The organism is Alcanivorax sp. HI0083 (assembly GCF_001635175.1).
The window spans coordinates 1-21905 of sequence record NZ_LWFX01000077.1; the positions used below are offsets into that span (position 1 = coordinate 1).

General features: G+C 54.4%; 21 protein-coding genes. 4 read left to right on the plus strand and 17 right to left on the minus strand.

The window, feature by feature from the left end; translation table 11 throughout:
* From A3754_RS00785 to A3754_RS00835, 11 genes are all read right to left on the minus strand, one after another.
* Window positions 1-927, minus strand: a 927-nt coding sequence (locus A3754_RS00785) for an aconitase family protein (protein ID WP_255363095.1), incomplete at its 3' end; no start/stop codon positions are given.
* Window positions 928-1034: 107 nt separating this feature from the next.
* Window positions 1035-2180, minus strand: a complete 1146-nt coding sequence (prpC, locus tag A3754_RS00790) for a 2-methylcitrate synthase (RefSeq protein WP_063518586.1) — start codon at window positions 2178-2180, stop codon at window positions 1035-1037.
* A gap of 140 nt (window positions 2181-2320) precedes the next feature.
* Window positions 2321-3211 carry a methylisocitrate lyase gene (gene prpB / locus A3754_RS00795; RefSeq protein ID WP_063518587.1) on the minus strand — a complete coding sequence of 297 codons (891 nt, stop codon included), beginning with the start codon at window positions 3209-3211 and terminating at the stop codon, window positions 2321-2323.
* Between the two features lie 9 nt (window positions 3212-3220).
* The gene (locus A3754_RS00800; protein WP_063518588.1) at window positions 3221-3919 is read right to left on the minus strand and encodes a GntR family transcriptional regulator; all 699 of its coding nucleotides are present in this window, start codon (window positions 3917-3919) and stop codon (window positions 3221-3223) included.
* Between the two features lie 101 nt (window positions 3920-4020).
* Window positions 4021-6048, minus strand: a complete 2028-nt coding sequence (locus tag A3754_RS00805; protein ID WP_156496646.1) for a hypothetical protein — start codon at window positions 6046-6048, stop codon at window positions 4021-4023.
* A gap of 40 nt (window positions 6049-6088) precedes the next feature.
* Window positions 6089-6988, minus strand: coding sequence for a hypothetical protein (locus tag A3754_RS00810; RefSeq protein ID WP_156496647.1), 900 nt, complete (start codon window positions 6986-6988; stop codon window positions 6089-6091).
* Window positions 6989-7059: 71 nt separating this feature from the next.
* The gene (locus A3754_RS00815) at window positions 7060-8727 is read right to left on the minus strand and encodes an OmpP1/FadL family transporter (protein WP_063518591.1); all 1668 of its coding nucleotides are present in this window, start codon (window positions 8725-8727) and stop codon (window positions 7060-7062) included.
* A gap of 30 nt (window positions 8728-8757) precedes the next feature.
* Entirely contained in the window at window positions 8758-9771 is a 1014-nt protein-coding gene (locus A3754_RS00820) for a flagellar protein FilC (protein WP_082872420.1), read from the minus strand.
* A gap of 43 nt (window positions 9772-9814) precedes the next feature.
* Window positions 9815-10624: a C39 family peptidase gene (locus tag A3754_RS00825; RefSeq protein WP_063518592.1), complete on the minus strand. Its 810-nt coding sequence runs from the start codon at window positions 10622-10624 to the stop codon at window positions 9815-9817.
* A gap of 232 nt (window positions 10625-10856) precedes the next feature.
* A complete protein-coding gene (locus A3754_RS00830) occupies window positions 10857-12437 on the minus strand; it encodes a sulfotransferase (RefSeq protein WP_063518593.1) in 1581 nt (526 codons plus the stop codon).
* A 94-nt stretch (window positions 12438-12531) separates the two neighbouring features.
* Window positions 12532-13365 carry a DUF6160 family protein gene (locus A3754_RS00835; RefSeq protein ID WP_063518594.1) on the minus strand — a complete coding sequence of 278 codons (834 nt, stop codon included), beginning with the start codon at window positions 13363-13365 and terminating at the stop codon, window positions 12532-12534.
* A gap of 306 nt (window positions 13366-13671) precedes the next feature.
* Between A3754_RS00835 and A3754_RS00840 the strand changes: the two genes are divergently transcribed.
* Window positions 13672-14805 (plus strand): anthranilate synthase component I family protein, encoded by a 1134-nt coding sequence (locus A3754_RS00840; RefSeq protein ID WP_063518595.1) that lies wholly within the window; start codon window positions 13672-13674, stop codon window positions 14803-14805.
* Window positions 14806-14931: 126 nt separating this feature from the next.
* Here A3754_RS00840 and thrH read toward each other — a convergent pair whose 3' ends face one another.
* The 3 genes from thrH to A3754_RS00855 all read right to left on the minus strand — a co-directional run bounded on the left by thrH (window position 14932) and on the right by A3754_RS00855 (window position 17827).
* Window positions 14932-15549: a bifunctional phosphoserine phosphatase/homoserine phosphotransferase ThrH gene (thrH, locus tag A3754_RS00845; RefSeq protein WP_063518596.1), complete on the minus strand. Its 618-nt coding sequence runs from the start codon at window positions 15547-15549 to the stop codon at window positions 14932-14934.
* A gap of 213 nt (window positions 15550-15762) precedes the next feature.
* Window positions 15763-16737 (minus strand): HTH-type transcriptional regulator CysB, encoded by a 975-nt coding sequence (cysB, locus tag A3754_RS00850; protein ID WP_063518597.1) that lies wholly within the window; start codon window positions 16735-16737, stop codon window positions 15763-15765.
* Window positions 16738-16906: 169 nt separating this feature from the next.
* Entirely contained in the window at window positions 16907-17827 is a 921-nt protein-coding gene (locus A3754_RS00855; protein ID WP_063518604.1) for a 5'-nucleotidase, read from the minus strand.
* Between the two features lie 327 nt (window positions 17828-18154).
* On the opposite strand from A3754_RS00855, the gene A3754_RS00860 reads away from it, so the two are divergent.
* Entirely contained in the window at window positions 18155-18781 is a 627-nt protein-coding gene (locus A3754_RS00860) for a hypothetical protein (protein WP_063518598.1), read from the plus strand.
* A gap of 104 nt (window positions 18782-18885) precedes the next feature.
* On the opposite strand, the gene A3754_RS00865 is transcribed toward A3754_RS00860, so the two are convergent.
* Window positions 18886-19218, minus strand: a complete 333-nt coding sequence (locus tag A3754_RS00865) for a hypothetical protein (protein WP_063518605.1) — start codon at window positions 19216-19218, stop codon at window positions 18886-18888.
* Window positions 19219-19270: 52 nt separating this feature from the next.
* Window positions 19271-19948 carry a hypothetical protein gene (locus A3754_RS00870; RefSeq protein WP_063518599.1) on the minus strand — a complete coding sequence of 226 codons (678 nt, stop codon included), beginning with the start codon at window positions 19946-19948 and terminating at the stop codon, window positions 19271-19273.
* Between the two features lie 185 nt (window positions 19949-20133).
* Between A3754_RS00870 and A3754_RS00875 the strand changes: the two genes are divergently transcribed.
* Window positions 20134-20898, plus strand: a complete 765-nt coding sequence (locus A3754_RS00875) for a DUF3108 domain-containing protein (RefSeq protein WP_231880432.1) — start codon at window positions 20134-20136, stop codon at window positions 20896-20898.
* On the opposite strand, the gene A3754_RS00880 is transcribed toward A3754_RS00875, so the two are convergent.
* Window positions 20835-21326 (minus strand): DUF2489 domain-containing protein, encoded by a 492-nt coding sequence (locus A3754_RS00880; protein WP_063518601.1) that lies wholly within the window; start codon window positions 21324-21326, stop codon window positions 20835-20837. The two genes, A3754_RS00875 and A3754_RS00880, sit on opposite strands and share 64 nt — an antisense overlap.
* Before the next feature lie 230 nt (window positions 21327-21556).
* Between A3754_RS00880 and A3754_RS00885 the strand changes: the two genes are divergently transcribed.
* Window positions 21557-21905: hypothetical protein (locus A3754_RS00885; protein WP_063518602.1), on the plus strand; the 349-nt coding region annotated here is incomplete at its 3' end.

Here is a 21905-nt window from a genome sequence, read left to right on the forward strand (position 1 = left end):
ATCATCGATAAAGAACATGCCAGCGGTAGCACCGTATTCCGGTGTCATGTTGGCAATGGTAGCGCGATCGCCAACGGACAAGCTGTCGGCCCCTTCGCCGAAGAATTCCAGGTAGGCACCAACAACACGTTCTTTACGCAGGAATTCGGTCAATGCCAGCACCAGGTCGGTACCGGTGATACCCGGATGCAGCTTGCCGGTCATCTCCACACCAACGATATCCGGCAGACGCATCATGGACGGATTACCAAGCATGACGTTTTCGGCTTCCAGGCCGCCAACGCCTACAGAAATGACGCCAAGCGCATCCACCATGGGGGTGTGGCTGTCAGTGCCCACACAGGTATCCGGGAAGGCCACGCCATCGCGCACCTGTACCACCGGAGACATCTTTTCCAGGTTGATCTGGTGCATGATGCCGTTACCCGGGGGGATCACATCCACGTTATCGAAGGCGGTTTTAGTCCAGTTGATGAAATGGAACCGGTCCTCATTGCGGCGCTCTTCCACCGCGCGGTTCTTTTCGAACGCGCCCTCTTCAAAACCGGGGTGCTCCACGGCCAGGGAGTGGTCAACGATTAACTGGGTCGGCACCACCGGGTTCACCTGGGACGGATCACCGCCCTTCTCGGCGATGGCATCACGCAGGCCGGCCAAGTCTACCAGCGCGGTCTGGCCGAGAATGTCATGGCAGACAACGCGGGCCGGATACCAGGGAAAGTCCAGGTCGCGTTTGCGTTCGATGAGCTGCTTGAGCGCACCGGTCAAATCCTGAGGTGCACAACGGCGCACCAGCTGCTCTGCCAGAATTCGGGAAGTGTATGGAAGTTTTGCATAGGCCCCAGGCTGGATCGCATCGACCGCCGCGCGGGTGTCGAAATAGTCCAGCTCGGTGCCGGGTAGGGATTTGCGGTATTCGGTGTTCATAGCCTGGGGATCTCTTGTCTGGGTGAATCTTGGGATCTATATCTCCGTAGGAGGCTGCTTGCAGGCGAACCCTTCGCTTGCAAGCAAGCTCCTACAGTAAGAGCGAATCAACCCCGCTCAGCGATCGGCGTTACCGCCCGCAGTTCTTCACCGGTGTAATCCGCGCTCGGACGAATAATGCGGTTGTCTGCACGCTGTTCCATTACGTGGCCGGCCCAACCGGTCAGGCGGCTCATCACGAAAATCGGGGTGAACAGCTTGGTCGGAATGCCCATGAAGAAATAGGCAGACGCATGGAAGAAATCGGCGTTGCAGAACAGTTTCTTCTCGCGCCACATGACTTCTTCACAACGCACGGACACCGGATACAACACGGTATCGCCCACATCCTGGCCCAGCTTTTCGGCCCACTGTTTGATGATGGCGTTGCGCGGATCGGATTCGGTATAGATTGCATGGCCAAAGCCCATGATCTTCTCTTTACGCTCCAGCATGCCCATCATTTCTTTCTCGGCATGATCCGCATCGGTGAATTTTTCGATCATGTCCATGGCCGCTTCGTTGGCGCCACCATGCAGCGGGCCACGCAGGGTGCCGATAGCACCAGTGATGCAGCTGTGAATATCGGACAGTGTGGAAGCGCAAACACGGGCGGTAAACGTAGAGGCATTGAACTCATGCTCTGCATACAGAATCAGCGAAACGTTCATAACACGCTCATGCAGCTCGTTGGGCTTCTCGCCACGCAGCATGTGCAGGAAGTGCGCACCGATAGAGGCATCGCCAGTGTTTTCGTCAATACGCACACCATCGTGACTGAAGCGATACCAGTAACAGATGATGGACGGGAAACAGGCCAGCATGCGATCGACACAAGCTTCCTGGGTCGGGAAGACACCCATCGTGCTAGTGTCTTCCTGTTCCAGATTGCCCAGCATGGAACAACCGGTGCGGATCACGTCCATGGGGTGAGCCTCTTTCGGAATCTGCTCGAGAACGGTTTTCAGTTCTGTTGGCAGGCTTCGCAGACCTTGCAGCTTGGTCTTGTAGGCATCCAGTTCAGCCTGAGTCGGCAGCGCGCCCTTGAGAATCAGGTGCGCCACTTCTTCAAATTCACAGTTTTCCGCCAGATCCTTAACGTCGTAACCGCGGTAGGTCAGGCCTGAGCCAGAAACACCTACAGTGGAAAGTGCGGTTTTACCGGCTACCTGGCCACGCAGACCTGCGCCGCCGAGTTTTTTTGCTTCTGCCATGATCTATCTCCTTTTGAATCTTTTGTTCAACCGCCGTGGCGGAATCTTTTCTGTAGGAGCGGCGCTTGGGCCGCGAAGGGCTGGCAACGTTGGTCGCGGGTTCGCGGCTCAAGCGCCGCTCCTACAATGATCGTGTTCGCTTAACCCTTGCCCTTGGCGAAGAGTGCATCCAGTTTCTGCTCATAATCGTGGTAGTTCAGGAAATCATACAGCTCCATACGTGTCTGCATGATGTCTACCACGTCTTTCTGGTGGCCCTGTTCACGGATGCTCTGGTACACCTGCAGCGCCGCTTTGTTCATGGCACGGAAAGCGCTCAGTGGATACAGGACCATATCGGCGCCGGCCTCGGCCAGCTCTTCGCGGCTGAACAGCGGGGTGGCACCAAATTCGGTAATGTTTGCCAGTAATGGCGCATCGCCCAGGCCTTTCTTGAAGGCTTGATAATCTTCCAGGGTATGTACTGCTTCTGCGAAGATACCGTCAGCACCAGCGTCGATGCAGGCACGAGCACGCTCAATCGCTGCTTCCAGACCGTCTTTCTGGAAGGCATCGGTACGGGCGATGATGAAAAAATCGTCGTCAGTCTTGCCATCAACGGCCGCTTTTACCCGGTCGACCATTTCTTCCTGGGAGACGATTTCCTTGTTCGGGCGGTGGCCGCAGCGCTTCTGGGCAACCTGATCTTCCAGGTGTACCGCACCAGCGCCGGCCTTGATCATTTCCTTAACGGTGCGGGAAATGTTGAACGCCCCACCCCAGCCAGTATCAATATCCACCAGCAGCGGCGTTTCCACGGCACTGGAGATACGACGCACGTCTTCCAGCACATCGTTCATGCTGGTCATGCCCAGGTCCGGCATACCGTAACTGGCATTGGCCACACCGCCACCGGACAGGTAGATGGCACGGTAGNCAACCTGTTCCGCCATCATTGCCGCATAGGCGTTGATGGTTCCCATGATTTGCAGGGGCTTTTCTTCCGCGAGCGCTTTACGGAAGCGGCCGCCGGCGGTCAGGTTTGCTGACATGGCGTTCTCCTAGTTATCCGATTTCAGGTTTTCCGCCTTGTGAGCGGCATATTGGGTTTCGATGTTCTTGCGGGCACTACTGATATGGCGGCGCATCAACAGTTCCGCCATCTCGCCATCGCGAGCTTCAATGGCTTCCACGATACGGCGATGTTCGTTAAGGGCTTTCTGGGGACGATTGGCCACCGAGCTAAACTGATAACGGTACATGCGCACCAGATGGTAAAGCTCACCAATCAGCATCTGGCTGAGGGTCCCGTTGTGGCTGCCCTGGATAATGCGGTAATGGAAATCCAGGTCGCCCTCTCGCTGGAAATAGGCGGTGTCCTGTTGCAGATCCTGCTGCTGCTCATGCTGGGCCAGCACGTCATAGAGGCCGTTGACTTCCTCAGCGGACATTTGCTCAGCAGCCAACCGCGCCGCCATGCCTTCCAGCGCTTCGCGCACATGGTAGATTTCGATGAGGTCATCGAAGCTCAGGGAGGCAACACGAGTGCCCACATGGACAACACGCTCTAACAGCTTGCGGGATTCGAGGCGACGGATGGCTTCGCGGAGCGGGCCACGGCTGACACCGTAGCGCCCTGCCAGCTCGGTTTCGCTGACTTTGGAGCCGGGCGGAATCTCGCCACGCACAATATCGTCCTGCAAGCGGGCGAAAACCCGATCAGCCAGGGTACGTGCAGATTCCGGTGCAGTGACAGACATAAAAAAGCCCGATTGTTGACAATTTCAACGACCGGGCTGGACTTTACGCCCTAACAATAGGGACTTCAAGGGCAATTGTTGACAATGCCTGACTTAAACCATCAAGGCACCAGTGGATCGCAGCCACCGCCGGGGGCGCCGGCAAAGAACTGCACGGCGCCACGCCCAATGGAAAACAGGAAGGCTTGCTGATCATCGCTAAGCGTTTCACCTTCCGCAAGCGCCTCCCGCCATTCCTTCGACTGGATAACGGGGTAGAAATCATCAACCCAGGCAGCACGGACCTTGTTATCAAAACCGGTAGAATCATTGGGACCGCCTGTACGATACAGCGGATAACAAGCGTCATTCATGTCTACTCGCCCCAGAATAGTGACACCGAAGTTTGCGGCACCACTGTTTTCTGCCCCCGGCGCCAACAGCAAAGTGAGGTTAGCGCTTCTGTTTGAATTATCAGGATCTTCAAGGGTGCGACTCACAAAGCCCACATCCCACTGGTCGCAATTTCCAAGCGGCCCGGCAGTGACCAGACCATTATCCGGATTACCCGCATCACTAACCACCGCGACACAAAACTCCGTGGTATTGTCGACATCGCTTGCCACTCTAGGCATTTCCTCTTCAACAGGAACCAGAATTTCTGTTGGATAGTTTTCGCTTGCACTATCGCCTATTTCAAATTCCTCATTATCTATAGGACGGCATGTAGACCCGGCCTCATCAATATCCTCTTGTAAACATGCCCGCATCAAACGAACAGTGAAGGGACCAGCCGCCGACAGATCATTAATATATGCTTGATCAGGAACGACTTGGGGCACGGTAAGCACTTCCGAAGTGAGAGGCAATTCAACGTCATCGCCGCCCAGCAAGCGGCCTGTCGCCTCACCTTTTTCGGCTTCCTGTAAATCCGGGCTTAATGAGGGATAATCGCGCTGTATATCATTTTTGGTGTCATCTTCAGCCCGGTCGGGCAGAAAAGCACTATAAATTCGCTTATTGAGAAAGCGTCCTTTGAAACTAATCTGTACATCTGCCCCGGCCTCGACCGAGAGAACCTCACCATCCAGTTGCAGTGTTTCATCGACAGTCGCATTTTGCGAAAACGCCACAAGGGTGGTGAGTGTTTCCAGGTCTTCACCCTCACCCTGCGTCTTCACAGCCTTACCCAAGCCCAAAACGCGGCCGTTGGGTAGTATCAAAGGAGGCTCAGCAGTGACTTCCTGCCCATCTACAATGGTCCCATCAGGGAAGCGCAAGTCTATACCCACAATAGAGTCCGGAAGCTGATCACAAAACAGCAGCGAAATTTGGCTTCGGCAGGTATCAAAGCGGTAATTTCCGGCGAAAGAATAACGGTCGGCCTCTAGCACATTTGCCAAGGGAATAGCCGAGCTTGGATTAAGCTGCGCGACACCGCCCGCTACCGCGTCATTCACCTCTGCGAAATAACCGTTACCCTCAGCACCATTCCCCCAAGCTGCCAGAAAATCATTATAATCTTCCAGCTCAAAGGTTTCCTGAAGCGCTGTATCAGTCGACACGTTGCTGTCGCCAACCGCCTGCTCCACTAAAGCTTCAGCCACGTCATGGGCCTCATTCGGAATATTTACAAAAGCCTCATTGGCGGAATCTGTATCCAGCCCTTGAATGAACGCAGCCACATTTCTCACCTGCGCTGACACCGTGGCTGCTTCCCTTCTAGGTGAAATCACCAAATCAGAAACCGTCACTGTATAACTTTCCGCCAAGGCGTCGGCAGGGAACACAAGCTCACCCAAAGAAATATAGTGGCCTTCAAATAACGCATCGCCGACCAAAAACTCTACTCCACTGGTGCCGGCAGGACATAAAGCGTTAAAAGCAGGAATAGTCACTTGCGCACCAGTACTGCTGACGGATTGCTCTTCATCTTGATTGGTGAAATAGACGACATTGCTCCCCGTACAGCTATACCCAAGGTTATGCACCCGCGGCCCAACCAGCTCGACCAGCACCTCACCACGGGTATTAGGCTGACAACCAGCACCGGCCGGGCAACCTGGAATAGTTGCATCAGAGAAATCTTCGCCGCCATTGCAACCGGCCAAACCCATCGATAGTGCTGCCAGAATTAAAATAAATCGCATACGTTATACCTGTGAGCTCGCGATATGGTTGTTAGGCCTGCTATGGTGCAGACAGAACCAGTTCGCCTTCAATTACCTGTTTCAAGCCATCAGAAGCTGGCCGAGCGTCCAAATAAGGAAGAAAAACAATGAGATAGTGTTGACCCTGTTCACGCTCCAAGGTTCCCTGCAGGTACCCGTAACGATACCATGTTTCCGGGTATTTCCTGCTAAACGGCTGATCAATCATCATGACCGGCACGCCTTTTGAATTCAGCCATAACAACTCTGCACCCAAATACCCTTTCTTTCTGATAAAGGATACCAGGGAAACCTCCGACACCTCGTCGGCCGGAGCGAAGGCCACTGCCCGCCATGGCGAATCGCCTTTCAAAACCAGACTTTCACGATCAAACGTCACGACACTCTCTGCGCCTGGCTCCAGAGGCTTGGCCGTCTCAATAAGATGCATACAGCAATCTGCCCGTAATGCTCTGTAGGTCTCCAAAAACGCGTCCTCGGCAACCTCTTCATAAGGAGCAGGAGCGTCCTGAGCGGCTTTACGCTCTGCTTTCATATCCAAAGGACGACTGACTAACTGACCCATTTCATCCACATAGGTAATGAAACGCTCATTCTCTCTTGCCGCCAATTCCTCATCGACTTCTTCACTGGGGCGGTAATCATCAACATCGCTCTGCGAAAACGCTTCGGAGGTCGGGTCGACTTTTGAGGTTACAGCTGCGCTCTGCTGGTAGGCCTCTCGTCCACCATTTTTTGGCGCGGCCTTTGTCTCCGCGCGCCGCATTGTTACCAGATTTCCTTGGGCGTCAGTGTATACGTAAAACCCTTCGCTATTGCTCCTCGTGTTACCAGATTGATTCTGGCAAGCACTCAGCAAAAGCAGCAGAGATAACAGGGCTAATCGTTGCATAGAGTTGCCGGTGGTTATCAGGCTCATCGCCTGCAAACCTCCGCTATAAACATTTCTTACAGCAGATTTTTTGCAAACGAACATTTCTTGCCTACAAACTAGAATTTGGTTCGGAACGCCAAGCCGACGATAGTCACCGTCGCTTCAGTCTTGATGTCCAAACCTGCATACGGGTTGTACACAACATTGTCGATCCCTGTGCAGTTGGCAGCACAACTCGTGTTAGCAGGGATTTCATCTTTGCTGCGCAGCTGGCCGATACCAAGATCGATATCTGTATCTTTATCCCATTTATAACCCAGGCCCAAGCTGTAATAACGTGCTTCATTAATCGGCACCATGGGGCTTCTTCTATCTTCAGGAATTGCTGACGCTCGGGGCTCATAACCTGCCCTTAACTGAATTCGACCGGTCAAATCATATGCTGCACCAAACGCCAGGTTCCACGTGGACTGGAAATTCAGTGGGTAACTTAACTGTGTAGACGTGGAGCCAGGCGAAAACAGTCGTGCCAGACTCAGCACCGCAGAACTACGGTCGAAGACGATATTGAATGCGTCCCACTCTTTGTAGTCCGCCCAAACCGCATCGACATTAAGTTGCAGTCGTTCGGTGGGCTTGAATTTGATACCTGTCTGAAAAGTAGCTGGCATGGTTAAATCCATGCTTACCTTGCCCACTTCCTCTTCAGGAACGTAGGAGGGAATACCCAATACAGCCAAGGCAATGGCACCGGTTGCCGAGCCACCAATACCATTAATGGTGGAGCGCGCGGCGTTGGAATAGGAAATTTTGTAATCCCCTTTCATGTGCGTTTTAGCCTCTGAACGCCACACGGCTCCCCATGCAAAGCGATCATTCGGCTCCCACAACACCCCCAGGTTATAGGACGGACTGAAACGCTGGTCCATGGAGACATCCAGCGAGGCAAGGTTTTTAAACGGCCCAAGGCCTTCCTCAGGGCGACAAATACCAAAAAGGATCAGGTCGAGCGCAATATTTGACTCCCCCTGGAAGGGAGCACAGATACTTTCATCAAGAGTTCGTGCAAACCCCAGCAGTTCGTTAGGCGCTCGGAAATCCTGCTCCAGAGCGATCGCCTGAAAGCTCATGCCGATGGAAGCACCCAGCATAAGCTCATCGTTAACCCGATAGCCCACAGAAGGCGACAGATAGGTGATGCGCTCCAGCGCCATACGCTCACCCATATAGTTACCCACATCATCTTCATCCCGGTAGAACCCAGCTGCCAGCGGCAAATAGGTTGCGGTACCAAAGGTGAATTTAGAGCCAGCTGGTCGAATAGAAAATGAAGGAAGCGGCCCGGCAATAAGCGGCCCAGGCGGCAGATCTACCGTATCATTAATAAACGGCACATACAGAGAAATGCCTTCCACCGTACTGGTTGCAGATTTGAACTCGCGACAGTAATCCACGCCATCATCGGGAGCATCGCTACAGACGATGGGGTCGTCCGAAAACCCAAAAACGTTATATCCTGGCGGCGCTGAAAACTCTGACTCCAGCTGAAAATCCGCACCCACGAACTGCAACTCCACACGGCGACCATCCAGCTTCGCCAAGCCAGCCGGATTGAAGTGAATGGCCATAATCCCGGGAGGATCAGCGGTAACCGCATGCCCCATACTCATTGCTCTCACATCAAGAGCGATGTTGTTAGCAAGCTGGGCATGAGTCAGCCCCACCGCCAAACTGGCAATCAGGCCAAGCAGTTTCACGCCAAGCTGCTTATTGTTCTTTTTCATGGCATACCCCTTCCGACTGCTTGTAACGGCTTAAGCACCTGGCTTCAGGCCTGAGAAATCGATCGGCATAGAAATGCCAAGCAGCACATCTGGGGAGTCTTCGGTTAAACCAAAGCCAAAACTCAAGTTCACAATGCGGTTGCTGGAAGTACGCAAGCCCAGTGACGTATTCACGACACTGGATGTGGAATCTTCTGACTGAGCGGAATAACTTTCGAAAATAAAATTGGTATCGAAATTATACGATTGCTGATAACTCGCGCTCAGGGACACCTCATATGAAAGCGCATACGCAAAGCCCATGGAGAAATTCAGGCTATCGCCCGGCTGCACTTCGCGCAGAATCTGGTTTCCTCGCAGCTGATTCAACCCGGTGGCGTCAAACGCGTAGGTGTACCCTACAGAGCCGAAAAGCACGACTGGATCAATAACTTTACTCGCGCTGACGCCAGCACCCAAAGAGTAATACCCCGAGCCACTCGACACCTCTTCACGCGTATTAATGTCGTAGGGGCTATCCCCTGTTGGCGTACTCAACGTGGTATACAAAGTGGTATTCATTGCGCCTGGTTTTACCGGAAAGGGCTGATAACGCAAGCTGAATGAAACATCGCCCAGCGCCGCTTGAGAGACATCTTTCTGGGTATCGTATTTATAGGAGACAGGCAGGCGCGTGTTAAACGTCAGGTTATTCCAGATACCGTAATCAAGGGAAAGAGACGACGAAAAAGCGTGCTGTGCATCCTGCTCGACCCGGAACCGGCTAATGCTGCCTGAATTTTCATCAATCGCGATATCAATACGATCATCACGATAATAATTGTAATTGGCAGAGAAATTGAGCGACATCTGGCCACTTGGCAAAAGCGAGTATTGTTTTTCCGCTGCCTGGAACACCTCTTCCAGGTTTTTTTCCTGCGTGACATCATCTTCTTGGGTCTGCAAGGCATCACGTGCTTCTTCCACGCTATCTGCCGCCCAGGCAACATGCTGCAACAACATGAAAGCAGCAGTTGCTGCAACCTTCCCAGACATCATTTTCATGCAAGCCTTCCTTTGTTCTGGTTGTTATTAGCCACTGCAGGCTTTATTTGTGGAAGTAGGTTCGCGTCGGCACGTTAATTACGCGTTTGCTACCGTCGTCTTCTGTGATCTGCACTCTCTCGAGAGTACTGGCCTTGTCTGCCCAGTTTTCTATTGGCGCAGTAAACACTGGAAACACTTCGAATGCCCAACGGTTAATGGTTCGTTCATCCATCAGGCGCAGATCATAATCCGTTAACTGGAGCCCATCCTGAGGCTCAAAACCGTTCGGGAACACGATAAAGAGTACGTTTTGATCCCAGACTTCCTGAAACTTTGTCTCACTGAAACTGATATTCCCCAAAGCAGGATCGGCAACATAGACATGGCCATTCTGATACTTCTTAAGCACAACGAAATGCTTAAACCCACCATAAGCGATCGGAACAATAGCGGGGTGATCCAGCGTCTTAATATCTGACATTTCGGCTCTAAACCCCCCACTAGGGTGGCCCAGTGCTGTCGCCAGACGCTTCATATCAAGAAGGGAAAATCCTCGGCGCTCGACAATCTTATCCGTTTCACCAAATCGCAACAGCCCTTCCATGATCTGGCGCTCCTGGAACTGGCGTCCAAGATACTGATTAAGCACCGTCGTAAGGGCTGCAGAGCCACAGGAATAGTCATACGCCTGGCGCGTAACATTGTGATAACGGAACTCAGATACCGGTTTAACCACGATATCCCGTTCACGTAATGGCACTGGTGTCGTCGGGTGTTCGTAGTAGACCTCCCCTTTCTTGGGGGGTTCGATCACAACAGACTCATTGGCTGCAAAAAATATCAGCGCCACACCCAGCATGGAAGTCAGCATCTATGGCATCCAGCATTATTGTTATTGTTTGTGTCCAATATGGTCAGACATGTTAACCACGTCACCCAGCACAGGCAACCATGTTAATTCGCCGAAGAAGCAAAGACGCGAGCTTAGCGGTCATTCCAAGTGCTCGCCACCATCGCAACTTATAAAATCAATGGGTTACAACCCGCTCAGGGACATAAAGACTGCGACCACACACCCTTCCCCATTGGCAACTCACATTAGGCTACACGGAAAGGTCATACCCATAACGCTCAGCAGTCGCTTTGAATTGTGGCAATACAGGCTCCAGCCATGGAGCGTAATGCCTCCAGCGGCCAACTGAATCGGTGTAAATTTTCTGGGTCACCCCGCCATAGCTGGGCGTGGCCAAGGTTTTCCTTTGTTTCGCATGCAGGTCAAAATCCAGAACGGCGTCATCCCACGGTAGACCGAGGAAAGACAGTATCTTTTTTGCCTCTGCACCCAAGTCCGCCACCACATCCTCATAGCGAATTGTGTGCATACGCTCGGACAAGGCAAAGACATCCTCATATTGCCAAAGCAAGCTCATAACATTTCTGTAAAATGTCGCCGCCACCTCCAGATCCACAAAATTGGCCATGGACTCATTCATCTGAAAGGACTGCATGTAACCACTAAGCACACTGTCGCAAGGGTGGCGTACGGCAACAATAAATTTGGCCTTCGGAAACAAGCGAAGAATCAAGCCGATTTCCACCGAGTTCAGCGGCATTTTATCGATCAGCAATTTCCGTTTGTCTCGCCGCAGCCGCTCGCTTACCACCTGAAAATAGGTGCTACGAAGCGCTTTAATCTGGCTTTCTGGTATATTGCTCATATAGCGGAAACCGGCAAGCCATTGCTCTTTCCAGCCCTGGGACGCCTTCATGGCGCCATCCTTTATGGCCGACGCATTTAGCCATGGGATCAACGCCTGCATCACTCTCGCTGTCGTTGGCGGCTCTTCCAGCGCCTGAATGCCTGCATGAGCGTCCAACACCTGTTCCAGCAATGTGGTTCCCGAGCGAGGAAAGCCAACCAGAAATACTGGCTCATTATCCGTAAAATAATGCTCCCATTGCGCGACCCACTCCTTGTCGTAAAGCGAGCGATACACCTCAATCCGCCTGCGCAGCGGATTCTCGGCAATATTTTGGGTCTTGGCCAGGATGCTGTTGGCACGCTTGAAGGCGGCAAACGCCTCCTCATAACGGCCCAATGCATCCAGTGCCTTGCCCACTACTTTCCAGGCACTGGCCACGTATTGATCCTCTGGCAAGGATTGTAGCACTGGCTCGATGCTCTCAATCACCGCTTGGCGGTCCTTGAGTTGCAGCAATACCGTCGCCCTGAGATACCAATGCCGTGAATTCCCTGACACCGCTTCCAGCTCAGCCTGGTGATCCAGCGCCTGCATCGCCTCCTCCGGTCTCAGCAAATGCTCAAGCGCTTCCGCTTTGGCCAGCCAAACCCAAGCCATGGAAGCCGACGACAATTTCTCGATCTTGTGAAGTGCCACCAAGGCATCCGACCAGCGCGCCGAAGCACGAAACAGCTTGTAACGCAGCTCCCAACCCTGCCATTCGCCGCTCCTGTGTTTTATCACACGGTCAACCAAGGGCTTAACCAAGCTGGCGCTATCCTTTGCGAGTGCCGCATCCACTATGGTGTGCAGGCAGCCATAATCCCAAACGCCTTTTCCCGCCAAGGCTGTTAGCACCTCAACGGCCCTCACAAGCTGCCCAGCCCGGCAGAGCTGTGCAACCTGCCCTCGCAACTGTTCTACCGTTATCCTTTTCTGCATTCAACGACGCCTATAGATCTGCCTTCCTCGAAACAAAAAAATACCCGGGCAAGCCCGGGTATTTTTCAACTCGCAACCGAAGTTGCAGCCGTTATTAGTGACCAGAGATGGCCACCGTAGTACCACCGAGATCAAGACCAGTCAGGTAGACATTACCCAGAGCCGCCGCAGAGCCATCACCCAAAGTCAGACGGGAGATGTCAACACCAACATCATTCGCGGTAGTGCTCACCGTAAGCTCCAGACCGGTTGAGGTCAGGTTGGCAGTAGTATTATCGGTGCCATCACCGAGTACCAAGTTATTAACGGAGATGTTTTCTGCCCCAATCCAGCCGGCATTGCTAGTACCGCCATACAGCTGAACATCATCCAAAGACACGTTTACGGTACCGCTCAGCTCAAGGAAGTTGGCGGTGCCAACAGCAGGTGTACCTGCATCAGGACCCAGCTGCATAATCAAATCTGAAGCAGCTAGTGTCAAAGTACCAACGCTCAACACCTCAGTGGAATTTGTAATATCACCAAGGCGAGAGTTGTCAGCGCTTGCACCAGCGGTCGCTGCGCTGGAACCCTGAACGCCAATCGACAAATTAGTCAGAGTGATGTCATTGGGGATACCAATAGCAACTTGAAGTACACCAGTGTTTGCGCCAGTGGCAGAACCGCCCGCATCGATATCGATCGTAACACCGTCCAAATCGACATTAAGACCAGCGATGGTCATGAAACCAGCACCGCCGTCAGCACCATCCAGGCCGTCTGTATCTTCAATCCACACGTCGGTTGTGATGCTACCGTCAATGGTCATGCTGATACCGTCCTGACCCGTCACGCTGGACAGGGCTTCATCCTGCATCGGCTCGAGAGCCAGGGCGCTCATCGGCGCGACGGCTACAGCGGCAGCCAGAGCAAGTTTCTTGAAATTCATATTGTTCTCCTCGTGTGCACAACGTTGTTGTAATGCTTATGTGCGCCCCAGTCTTCGCAGAGCACGTAGTTACGTTAACACAACAGTTACAAAAACAAATATGCCCGTTACAAAATGGTTTTGGCCACAAAGGCATACCTATCTATCTGTAATCATTGAATTTTATCTAATTTGGCACATCCGTAGCAGGTTCTCGCCCGATACGGTGTCGTGCCCTTTCCGTCTGAACTGTTACCCGCAGTAACAGGATTGGGCATCGTTGCGTTACAGGGTTAGACTAGCCAACCCATTTTACTCTGGCCGGCCATGACTTTCCGTTGCGTTTTTCAATCTGATGGCGAACTACGCTGGCTCGGCGAGCCAGATGCGGTGCTGCGCGCGCGCTCTCGGGCTGAGCTGCAGCAGTTACAGGCCAGTGTGGAGCAAGCGCTGGCGGGGGATTTTTGCTTCGCTGCTGGCATCCTGCCCTATGAGGCCGGTGCCGAATTGCAGGGATTAACGGCTGCGCACTACTCGGCATGGGTCTACCTGTATAAGGATGCGCCCGGCAGAAACGAACCGGGTGATTCCTGGGCAACAGAAACAAAGCCAGCCAGCTTTGCTCTGACATCCGCGTTTCAGCCCGAACAAACGCGGAATGACTATCTGGACAGCCTTGCCAGGATCCGTGATTACCTGCGCGCGGGAGACTGTTACCAGGTCAATCTTGCCCAACGTTTTTCAACCCGCTTCAGGGGCTCCACCCTGGAAGCCTGGCTGGCATTGCAACAGGCCCACCCTGCTCCGCACAGCTGCTTCTTCAAGAACGAGGATGGAAGCAGTGTATTCGGGGTCTCTCCGGAACGGTTTCTCTCCATCAGGAATCGGCAGGTAATTACGGAACCGATCAAGGGCTCCCGGCCACGAGGGCGCACCCCCAAAGAGGATGATTTTTTGGCCGACGAGTTGCAGGCCAACCCCAAGGATCAGGCCGAGAACCTGATGATTGTGGACTTGCTCCGCAATGATCTGGGCATCAGCTGTGAATCCGGCAGCATCCAGGCATCCCCGCTTTTCGAACTGCGCCGGTTCAGTAATGTGCAGCATCTGGTTAGCACCATCACTGGCACCCTGAAGGCTGATATCACTCCGCTTCAGGCCTTGTTGAGCGCCTTTCCGGGGGGATCGATTACTGGGGCACCCAAAAAACGAGCCATGGAAATCATCGCCGAGCTGGAGCCGGTACCCCGCGGGGCCTATTGCGGCAGCTTCTTCTGGATGGATGACCAAGGGAACCTGGACAGCAATATCCTGATTCGCACCCTGCAAACCCAAGGCGACAATCTCTATTGCCACGGCGGAGGAGGCATTGTTTTCGACTCGATACCCGAGGCGGAGTATGAAGAGAGCCGCTTCAAGGTTGCCAGGCTGATGGGCGCCCTGGAAGACAGGTTTATGTAGGGCCACATCGAGCAGCACGCCTCACCAACAGAAAAGCCGCACCCAAGTTTGGTCGCGGCTTTTCATTTCAAGGTTTCATAGACTCGCTTCGCGTTGTTGCATGAAGCGTGTTGCGTGCAGCGTGCCCTACAGCGGAATATCACGCTCGCTGGCTTTGATGATCTCTTTCTTCAGGTCGTCGTAGCTGTGCACTGCCGGAAACTGCGGAAACTCGGCGATCACGTTGTCTGGGGCATGGAACAGGATGCCCTGCTCGGCTTCACCCAGCATGGTGGTGTCGTTATAGGAATCACCGGCGGAAATGACCCGGTAGTTCAGGCTGTGGAACGCAATAACCGAGGCCCGCTTCGGGTCTTTCTGGCGCAGTTTGTAGTCGGTGATCCGGCCTTTCTCGTCCACTTCCAGGCGATGACAGAACAGGGTCGGCCATCCCAGCTTCTTCATCAGCGGCTTGGCGAACTCGTAGAACGTGTCGGAAAGAATGATCAGCTGGAAGTTCTCACGGGCCCACTCAACGAATTCCTTGGCTCCGTCCATCGGGTCCAGGGTATCGATGACCGCCTGAATGTCGGGCAGGCCGTAGCCATGCTCATCCAGGATTTTCAGGCGCATGCGCATGAGTTCGTCGTAGTCCGGAATATCCCGGGTGGTGGCACGCAGTTCATCGATGCCGGTTTTTTCAGCGAAGTTGATCCAGATTTCAGGGATCAGCACCCCTTCCAGGTCCAGGCACAACAATTCCACGGTGTTTCCCCTTTGGGTTGATAAGGCGCGCACAATGTAGCGGCGCCCCGGGGGCTTTGCAACGGTGACACGCCATGGAAGGGGATGTTTGCAGGCGAACGCGGTGCAAGGGGTTGCCTGTAGGAGCGTGCTAGCACGCGGACCTCGAGCGTTGGCGCGCCGGGCTTTTCGCGGGTAGGCACGCTCCCACAATGGGAATGGGTAACCTGATAATTAGCGGATGGGCAGGTCGATACCCTCAAACAAGGCCTCTCTTTCCTCCCGGTTCGGGGCCTTGATGGCGGCTTCTACCAGCTCCCGGCTCAGATGGGGGGCGAACGCCTCCAGAAAGTCATACATGAAGCCGCGCAGGAAGGTGCCTTTGCGAAAGCCAATGCGGGTGGTGCTGGATTCGAACAGGTGGCTGGCATCCAGCGCCACCAGGCCCTTGTCTTCCACTGCATCCACCGCCATGTGGGCGATGATTCCCACGCCCATGCCCAGGCGGACATAGGTTTTTATCACATCGGCATCTGCCGCGGTGAATACCACTTTCGGGTCCAGACCTTTGTCCACGAAGGCATCATCCAGTTTGCTGCGCCCGGTGAACCCGAATACATAGGTAACGATGGGGTATTCCGCCAGCGCTTCCAGCGTCAGCGGGTTTACGCCGGTGAGCGGATGCCCTTCCGGTACCACCACGGTCCGGTTCCAGCGGTAACAGGGCATCATGATCAGATCGGAAAACAGATCCAGAGCCTCGGTGGCAATAGCAAAATCCACACTGCCGTTGGCTGCCATCTCGGAGATCTGCATGGGCGTACCCTGGTGCATATGCAGCGACACATCCGGAAAAAGCCCGGTGAACTGGTGGATCACCGGCGGCAAGGCATAGCGCGCCTGGGTATGGGTGGTCGCAATACTGAGTTCGCCACGGGATTCATCCCGGAACTCCTGGGAGACGCGGCGAATGGATTCGGTTTGCTGCAGGATTTCACCGGCAATCTGCAGGATAGCCTGCCCGGCCGGGGTGATATGGGTAAGGTGCTTGCCGCTACGGGCAAAAACCTCCACCCCCAGCTCGTCTTCGAGCATGCGGATTTGTTTGCTGATGCCCGGCTGCGAGGTATAGAGCGCCGCTGCGGTGGCTGACACATTCAGGTCGTGGCGGGCCACTTCCCAGATGTAGCGTAGTTGCTGCAGTTTCATCCCTGCCTCCGCATTGAAACCGTAATCGGTTATAAGAATATAATCGATTATTCATTCAACGCATAGATCACCGCGCCTGGTGCTGCGCCGTGAATTCGGTGAAGTGACGGCACAAAGGAAAGTGCCCTTTCAGCGACAAGCCATTGTTACACCAAACATGCAACTTTGCTCAAACCGGTGTCGAGTCTTTCTTTTTATTGGAAATGCCATGGGGGACATGGCCGGCTGCCACATGCTCGGCTGCAGACTCACAATGACCCTGTTGATCATCGAAGAACACATCCGCCCCAAAGGCACGCAGGAACTCTCCTTTGGATAACCCGCCCAGAAACAGGCTTTCGTCCAGGCGAATGTCCCAGTCCCGCAGGGTACGCACCACTCGCTCGTGGGCAGGAGCCCCCCGTGCGGTCACCAGGGCGGTACGGATTGGACAATCCGCCACCGGGAAGCTGTTCTGCAACTGATGCAACGCCGCCAGAAACGGCTTGAAAGGGCCGCCATCCAACGGCTGCCTGGCGGACTGGCGCTCATTCTCGGTGAATGCCTCGAGGCCATCGTTCTGGAAAATCTGTTCCGACTCATCGGAAAACAACACCGCATCACCATCGAAAGCAATGCGCAAGATGCCATCCGGTCGCTGACACTGGCCCCCAGACAAGATCGTCGCCGCCGCATAGCCCGCCTCCAGCACCTGCTGCACATCCCCCGGGTCCGTGGATAAAAACAGGTGCGCGCCAAACGCTGATACATAGCGGTGTGGGCTCTCACCACTGGCAAACGCCGCACGTGTAATAGGCAGCCCATAATGGGCTATGGAGTTAAACACCCGCAGCCCGGTATCCGAGCTGTTGCGCGACAGAAGAATGACTTCGACTCGTCCTTTGCCCTGCTCAAGATCGTTAATCGCCAGAAGCTTCTGCACCAGCGGAAAAGCATCCCCCGGTTCCAGCAAATCATCCTCGTGCTGAACCTGGTAGTCCTGAAAGGCTTCCAGCCCCTCTTCCAGATAAACCCGGTGACTGTCGGAAAGATTGAACAAGGCCCGTGAGCTGATCGCGATGACTAACTTGCCATCGAAAGTTACCGGCATAATTCCCGTCTCGATCATGGTTGATGATGCTCAGTATCCAGCCCCACTGCTAAAACCGCAACGCCATGCTGATACGCGGGATGATTGGCGCTCAATGCCTGACAGAAAACCACGCGCCAGATAAAAGGTGGTAGCGAACCGAGGGGGGAGCTGCCCCGTCCCTCCCCTACTTGCCCGGCACGTCCGGCATCTGATAATTGATCAATGGTTGTTCAACGTTCATATGTGGCATAAAGTTGCAACGGCAAGTGCGTTGATCTGGGCCAGCGCTCATCCCGAGCCCGTTGGCCATTAACGAAATAATCCGTAGGGGAAAGGGAGTCATCCATGGCTGCTAGCAAGGTGAAAGATACCGTCGAGGAACTTCAGGCTCAGATTCGCAAGCTGGCTGAGCGCTTCGACAAGGAACGTGAGAAGCAGATCGCACAGTTGGAAAAGCAACTGGATAAAGTGCGAGACAGCCTCAACCAGCAACTGAAGCGCCAGCGCGAATATTTCGCCAAGCTGGAAAAACTCCAGGCCGAGTACCGTGAAAAGGCCACCAGCACCGTAAAACGTCAGCTTGACCGCGCCCGCAAAACGGCAGACGAAACCCGCAAACAGGTGGATGATTCCGAAGCCCGCAAGCGCATTCTGGAAACCGAGGTCAAGGTTCTTAAGGCCACCGCCAAGCAGGCCCACAGCCTGGCACGCGTGATCGGCCAGTACGAAAAGGACCTGGAAAAGCGCGCCAAGGAAATCGAGCGCAAGGTAGCGCCAAAGAAAGCGGCGAGCAAAAAAGCCCCGGCCAAGAAAAAGGCCGCAGCCAAGAAAGCGCCCGCTAAAAAAGCCGCTACCAAGAAGGCACCGGCCAAGAAGAAAGCTACCGCCAAGAAAGCAGCAGCAAAGAAGGCTCCCGCTAAAAAGGCGGCGGCGAAGAAAGCACCAGCTAAAAAGGCGCCTGACGCGTCTTGATTCTGGCCTCCATAAAAAAACCGCCTTCATGGCGGTTTTTTTTATGGCTGTTCACAGCCAGGAAATCGGTACCTTCCGAACCTCGCCGCATCCGGACACAGATTTCACCTGGTGCCCGGCGTTCCGAGCAATGGCTCCATCCCCGCCAGATAGCGAATCTGATGTTGATCGGTGTCACCGACCAGTTCGCGCAGATTTGAATAGGTCCGCAACCCGATTCGGTAGGCCTGCCCTGCCCGCTGGCAGCTTACCACTTCAGCAGAGACCCGTCGCAGGATCATGCCAGGCGAATAAAGATCAAGCTGCAGAATGCTGCCATTACTGAACTTGATTGGGGAGGTCAGGCCGATACCGTAGCGGTTATAATCAAGCGCCTTGGCCCGGGCAATGAAGCGCCACCCGCCAAACAGCCGGTAGCGATAGATGTCGATACGCATTTGCGTGTTGATTCGTGCCAGCTTGCGGCGGTTTGCGCCGCGCGTTTCCCTGCTATCCATCATCGAACCGTATAAGCATGTTGTCGAAGTAATTGACCACCGCCTTCCTGGCGTTGGTATCCATGGCTGTCAGGCCTTTGTGTGTTGCCGTGGCCGCAGCTTTACATATTGTAACACGAGCAGCAGACACAAGGGCACGGTTTACCCTGCCCAGCTGCAGACAGGAAACGGAATTATCCATAAAGTTTACCACTGCGCCCTCATTGATCGCCTGCATGACACCCAATAATGCCTCTATCTGCCCGTCGCCTTGCTGATACTCAAGAAACACCATGGACGCTTTTTCCGCCACGGCCGGATCCAACGGGTACGCCGCGTAAACCCTGCCGTTTAAGGTCTTTCTCAGGCTCCGGAAATAGCCGGCCAAGGCTTGCTGTTCTGCTACCGTGGTATTGCGAATCAGCCGTCCGACCAGGCTGTCGGCAGCCCGGTTAATCACCCTCATTGCCCCCAGAATCAGACGGGCCGCCGCGCCCTGTGTATTTGCGGCTTCGATGGGCCCCTTGAAGTAAACGGCTAACACAACATCAACAAACTCGGTGACCAGTAGCTCCAGTTCCGCAACATGGGAGGCTCCCGGCTCCCTCTCACATTGGTTCAGATACGCATCAAGGGCATCGCGCAGTGGCGCCGGGGCGGGAAAGGCGACGTGCAGGGTATTTTCATCCATACTTGAGAGACCGTATTAACAAAACGTCGGGGGCGGCTGAATACGCCTTTGTGCTTGAACCCGAAACACAACTGTCAGCAATCACAGGCACAGTTATGTTTACTGGCTCACCGTGGTTTGCCAGGAAGACACCGGAAAGCACATGGCAGTTTCACTGCCTCCAACAAAGCAGGAACACAGGGAAAGTGGCGAATCATACTGGAATATTCTCGCCGGGACGGCTGCTGTACTGCCTGGCTTTTATGGCGTGCCAGCCATTGGCCGCTCAGGAACCTTTTCCCGCCGAACTGCGGCCCGCTGAGGGCACTTACCGGGTAGTGGTCAATGGCATTCCTGTGGGTCTAAGCGCCACTATTCGCCTGGAAAAAGCCGAGCCAGGTTATCGTCTGCATTTCACTGCCCGCAACCGGCTATTCAGCCANGAAGAAAGCGCCCATTTCGACTGGCATAACTGCGAGGCCACCCCCTATCACTATCAACATGCCAGCACAGGCTTCGGGATGCAGCGGGGCGGCGAAATCCGCTTCGACTGGGACGCGGAACAAGCACTGGGCAGCAAGGCCACCTATGCACTGGCAGCGAACACCCTGGATGCACTCAGCGTAGCCATGGTTGCACGCTGCCATATGGCAAACGGCGATACCGCATTCAGTTATGCCGTTGCTGAGCCTGATGGAATGACTGACTACCACTATCAATCACTGGGCACGGAAGCACTGGAAACGCCTGCAGGGACCTGGCAGGCAACGGGGCTTGAGCGGGATTATGCAGAACGCGGCCGCCATTCCGAATTCTGGGCCGCCCGCGAACTGGATTACTTCATGGTGCGCATGGACCACCGGGAAAACCCGTTCATTCGCGGCCGCATCGAACTAACCGACTTCCGCTATCTGGATACACCCGAGAGCAGCACCGAACGCCAGGACGGCAACACCGTTACCAGCCGCTGAACCGCATCACCGACAACAGCGGCCTGCTCCTCCTCAAGCTGCCACCGGTAATTGTCCTGGTTATGACGGGCGCGGGCGGTCAGTCCGTCACGATTCTCTCCCCGGTCGAACTGCTGGCATGTCTCTGCAAATTGATGGATTGCCGCCACGTCCACTTTAGGCGCAATATCCGCCGGCAGGCTATCCAGCAAGGCACTGATACGAATGGCTGCCTCACTCAGTTCGACTTGTTTCTGATCAACCGCACGGCAGAGCACCTCAAGGCTATCGAGTATCTGCGTGTACTTCGCGGCACTTCGGCCCTCCTCCCCCAGAATCAGGGCTTTGCGGTGGCGCGCCATCCAGACTTTCCAGACCAGCAAACCGAGCACGGCGCCAATCAACAGTCCGATAACGATTGCCAGTACTACCTGCCCGGCCATGGCCATATCGAATTCTCCCGGAAGACGTGATCGAACCCTCCAGGGGCACACGCCTTCATCGATTATTTATCTTGGCGCCAAGTCGGCAGTTACCACTGCTGATGCTCAACACGGAAATGACAAATTTGCTTCATGAATAACGCATCATATCCACGTAACCATGATTGAAAATTGCCTGTCATCGCGCCATTGTACGTTCCACTGAGCGTACGTTCACACTATTCTCCGGAGGCCTATTGAACGCTGACCTGCCCGGGTGGCTCGCGCCACTGGCACAACAACTGGAACCCTGGTTGCCCGCACTGACTATCACCGGGGTGGTCATGGCTGTGGCGTCACTGGTGGCGCTTCCCTGGTTCCTCGTTCGGATACCGGAAAACTATTTTACCCAGGCGTATTCTCCGCACCAGAACCGGGGAGTCATTGCCTGGCTGGTGTGGCTGTTGCGCAACCTGCTGGCCATATTGTTGCTGTTCGCCGGCATCCTCATGCTGATCCTTCCCGGGCAGGGTCTGCTGACCCTTTTGATTGCCATCATGACCAGTACTTTTCCGGGGAAATACCGTTTGGAACGCGCTATCATGC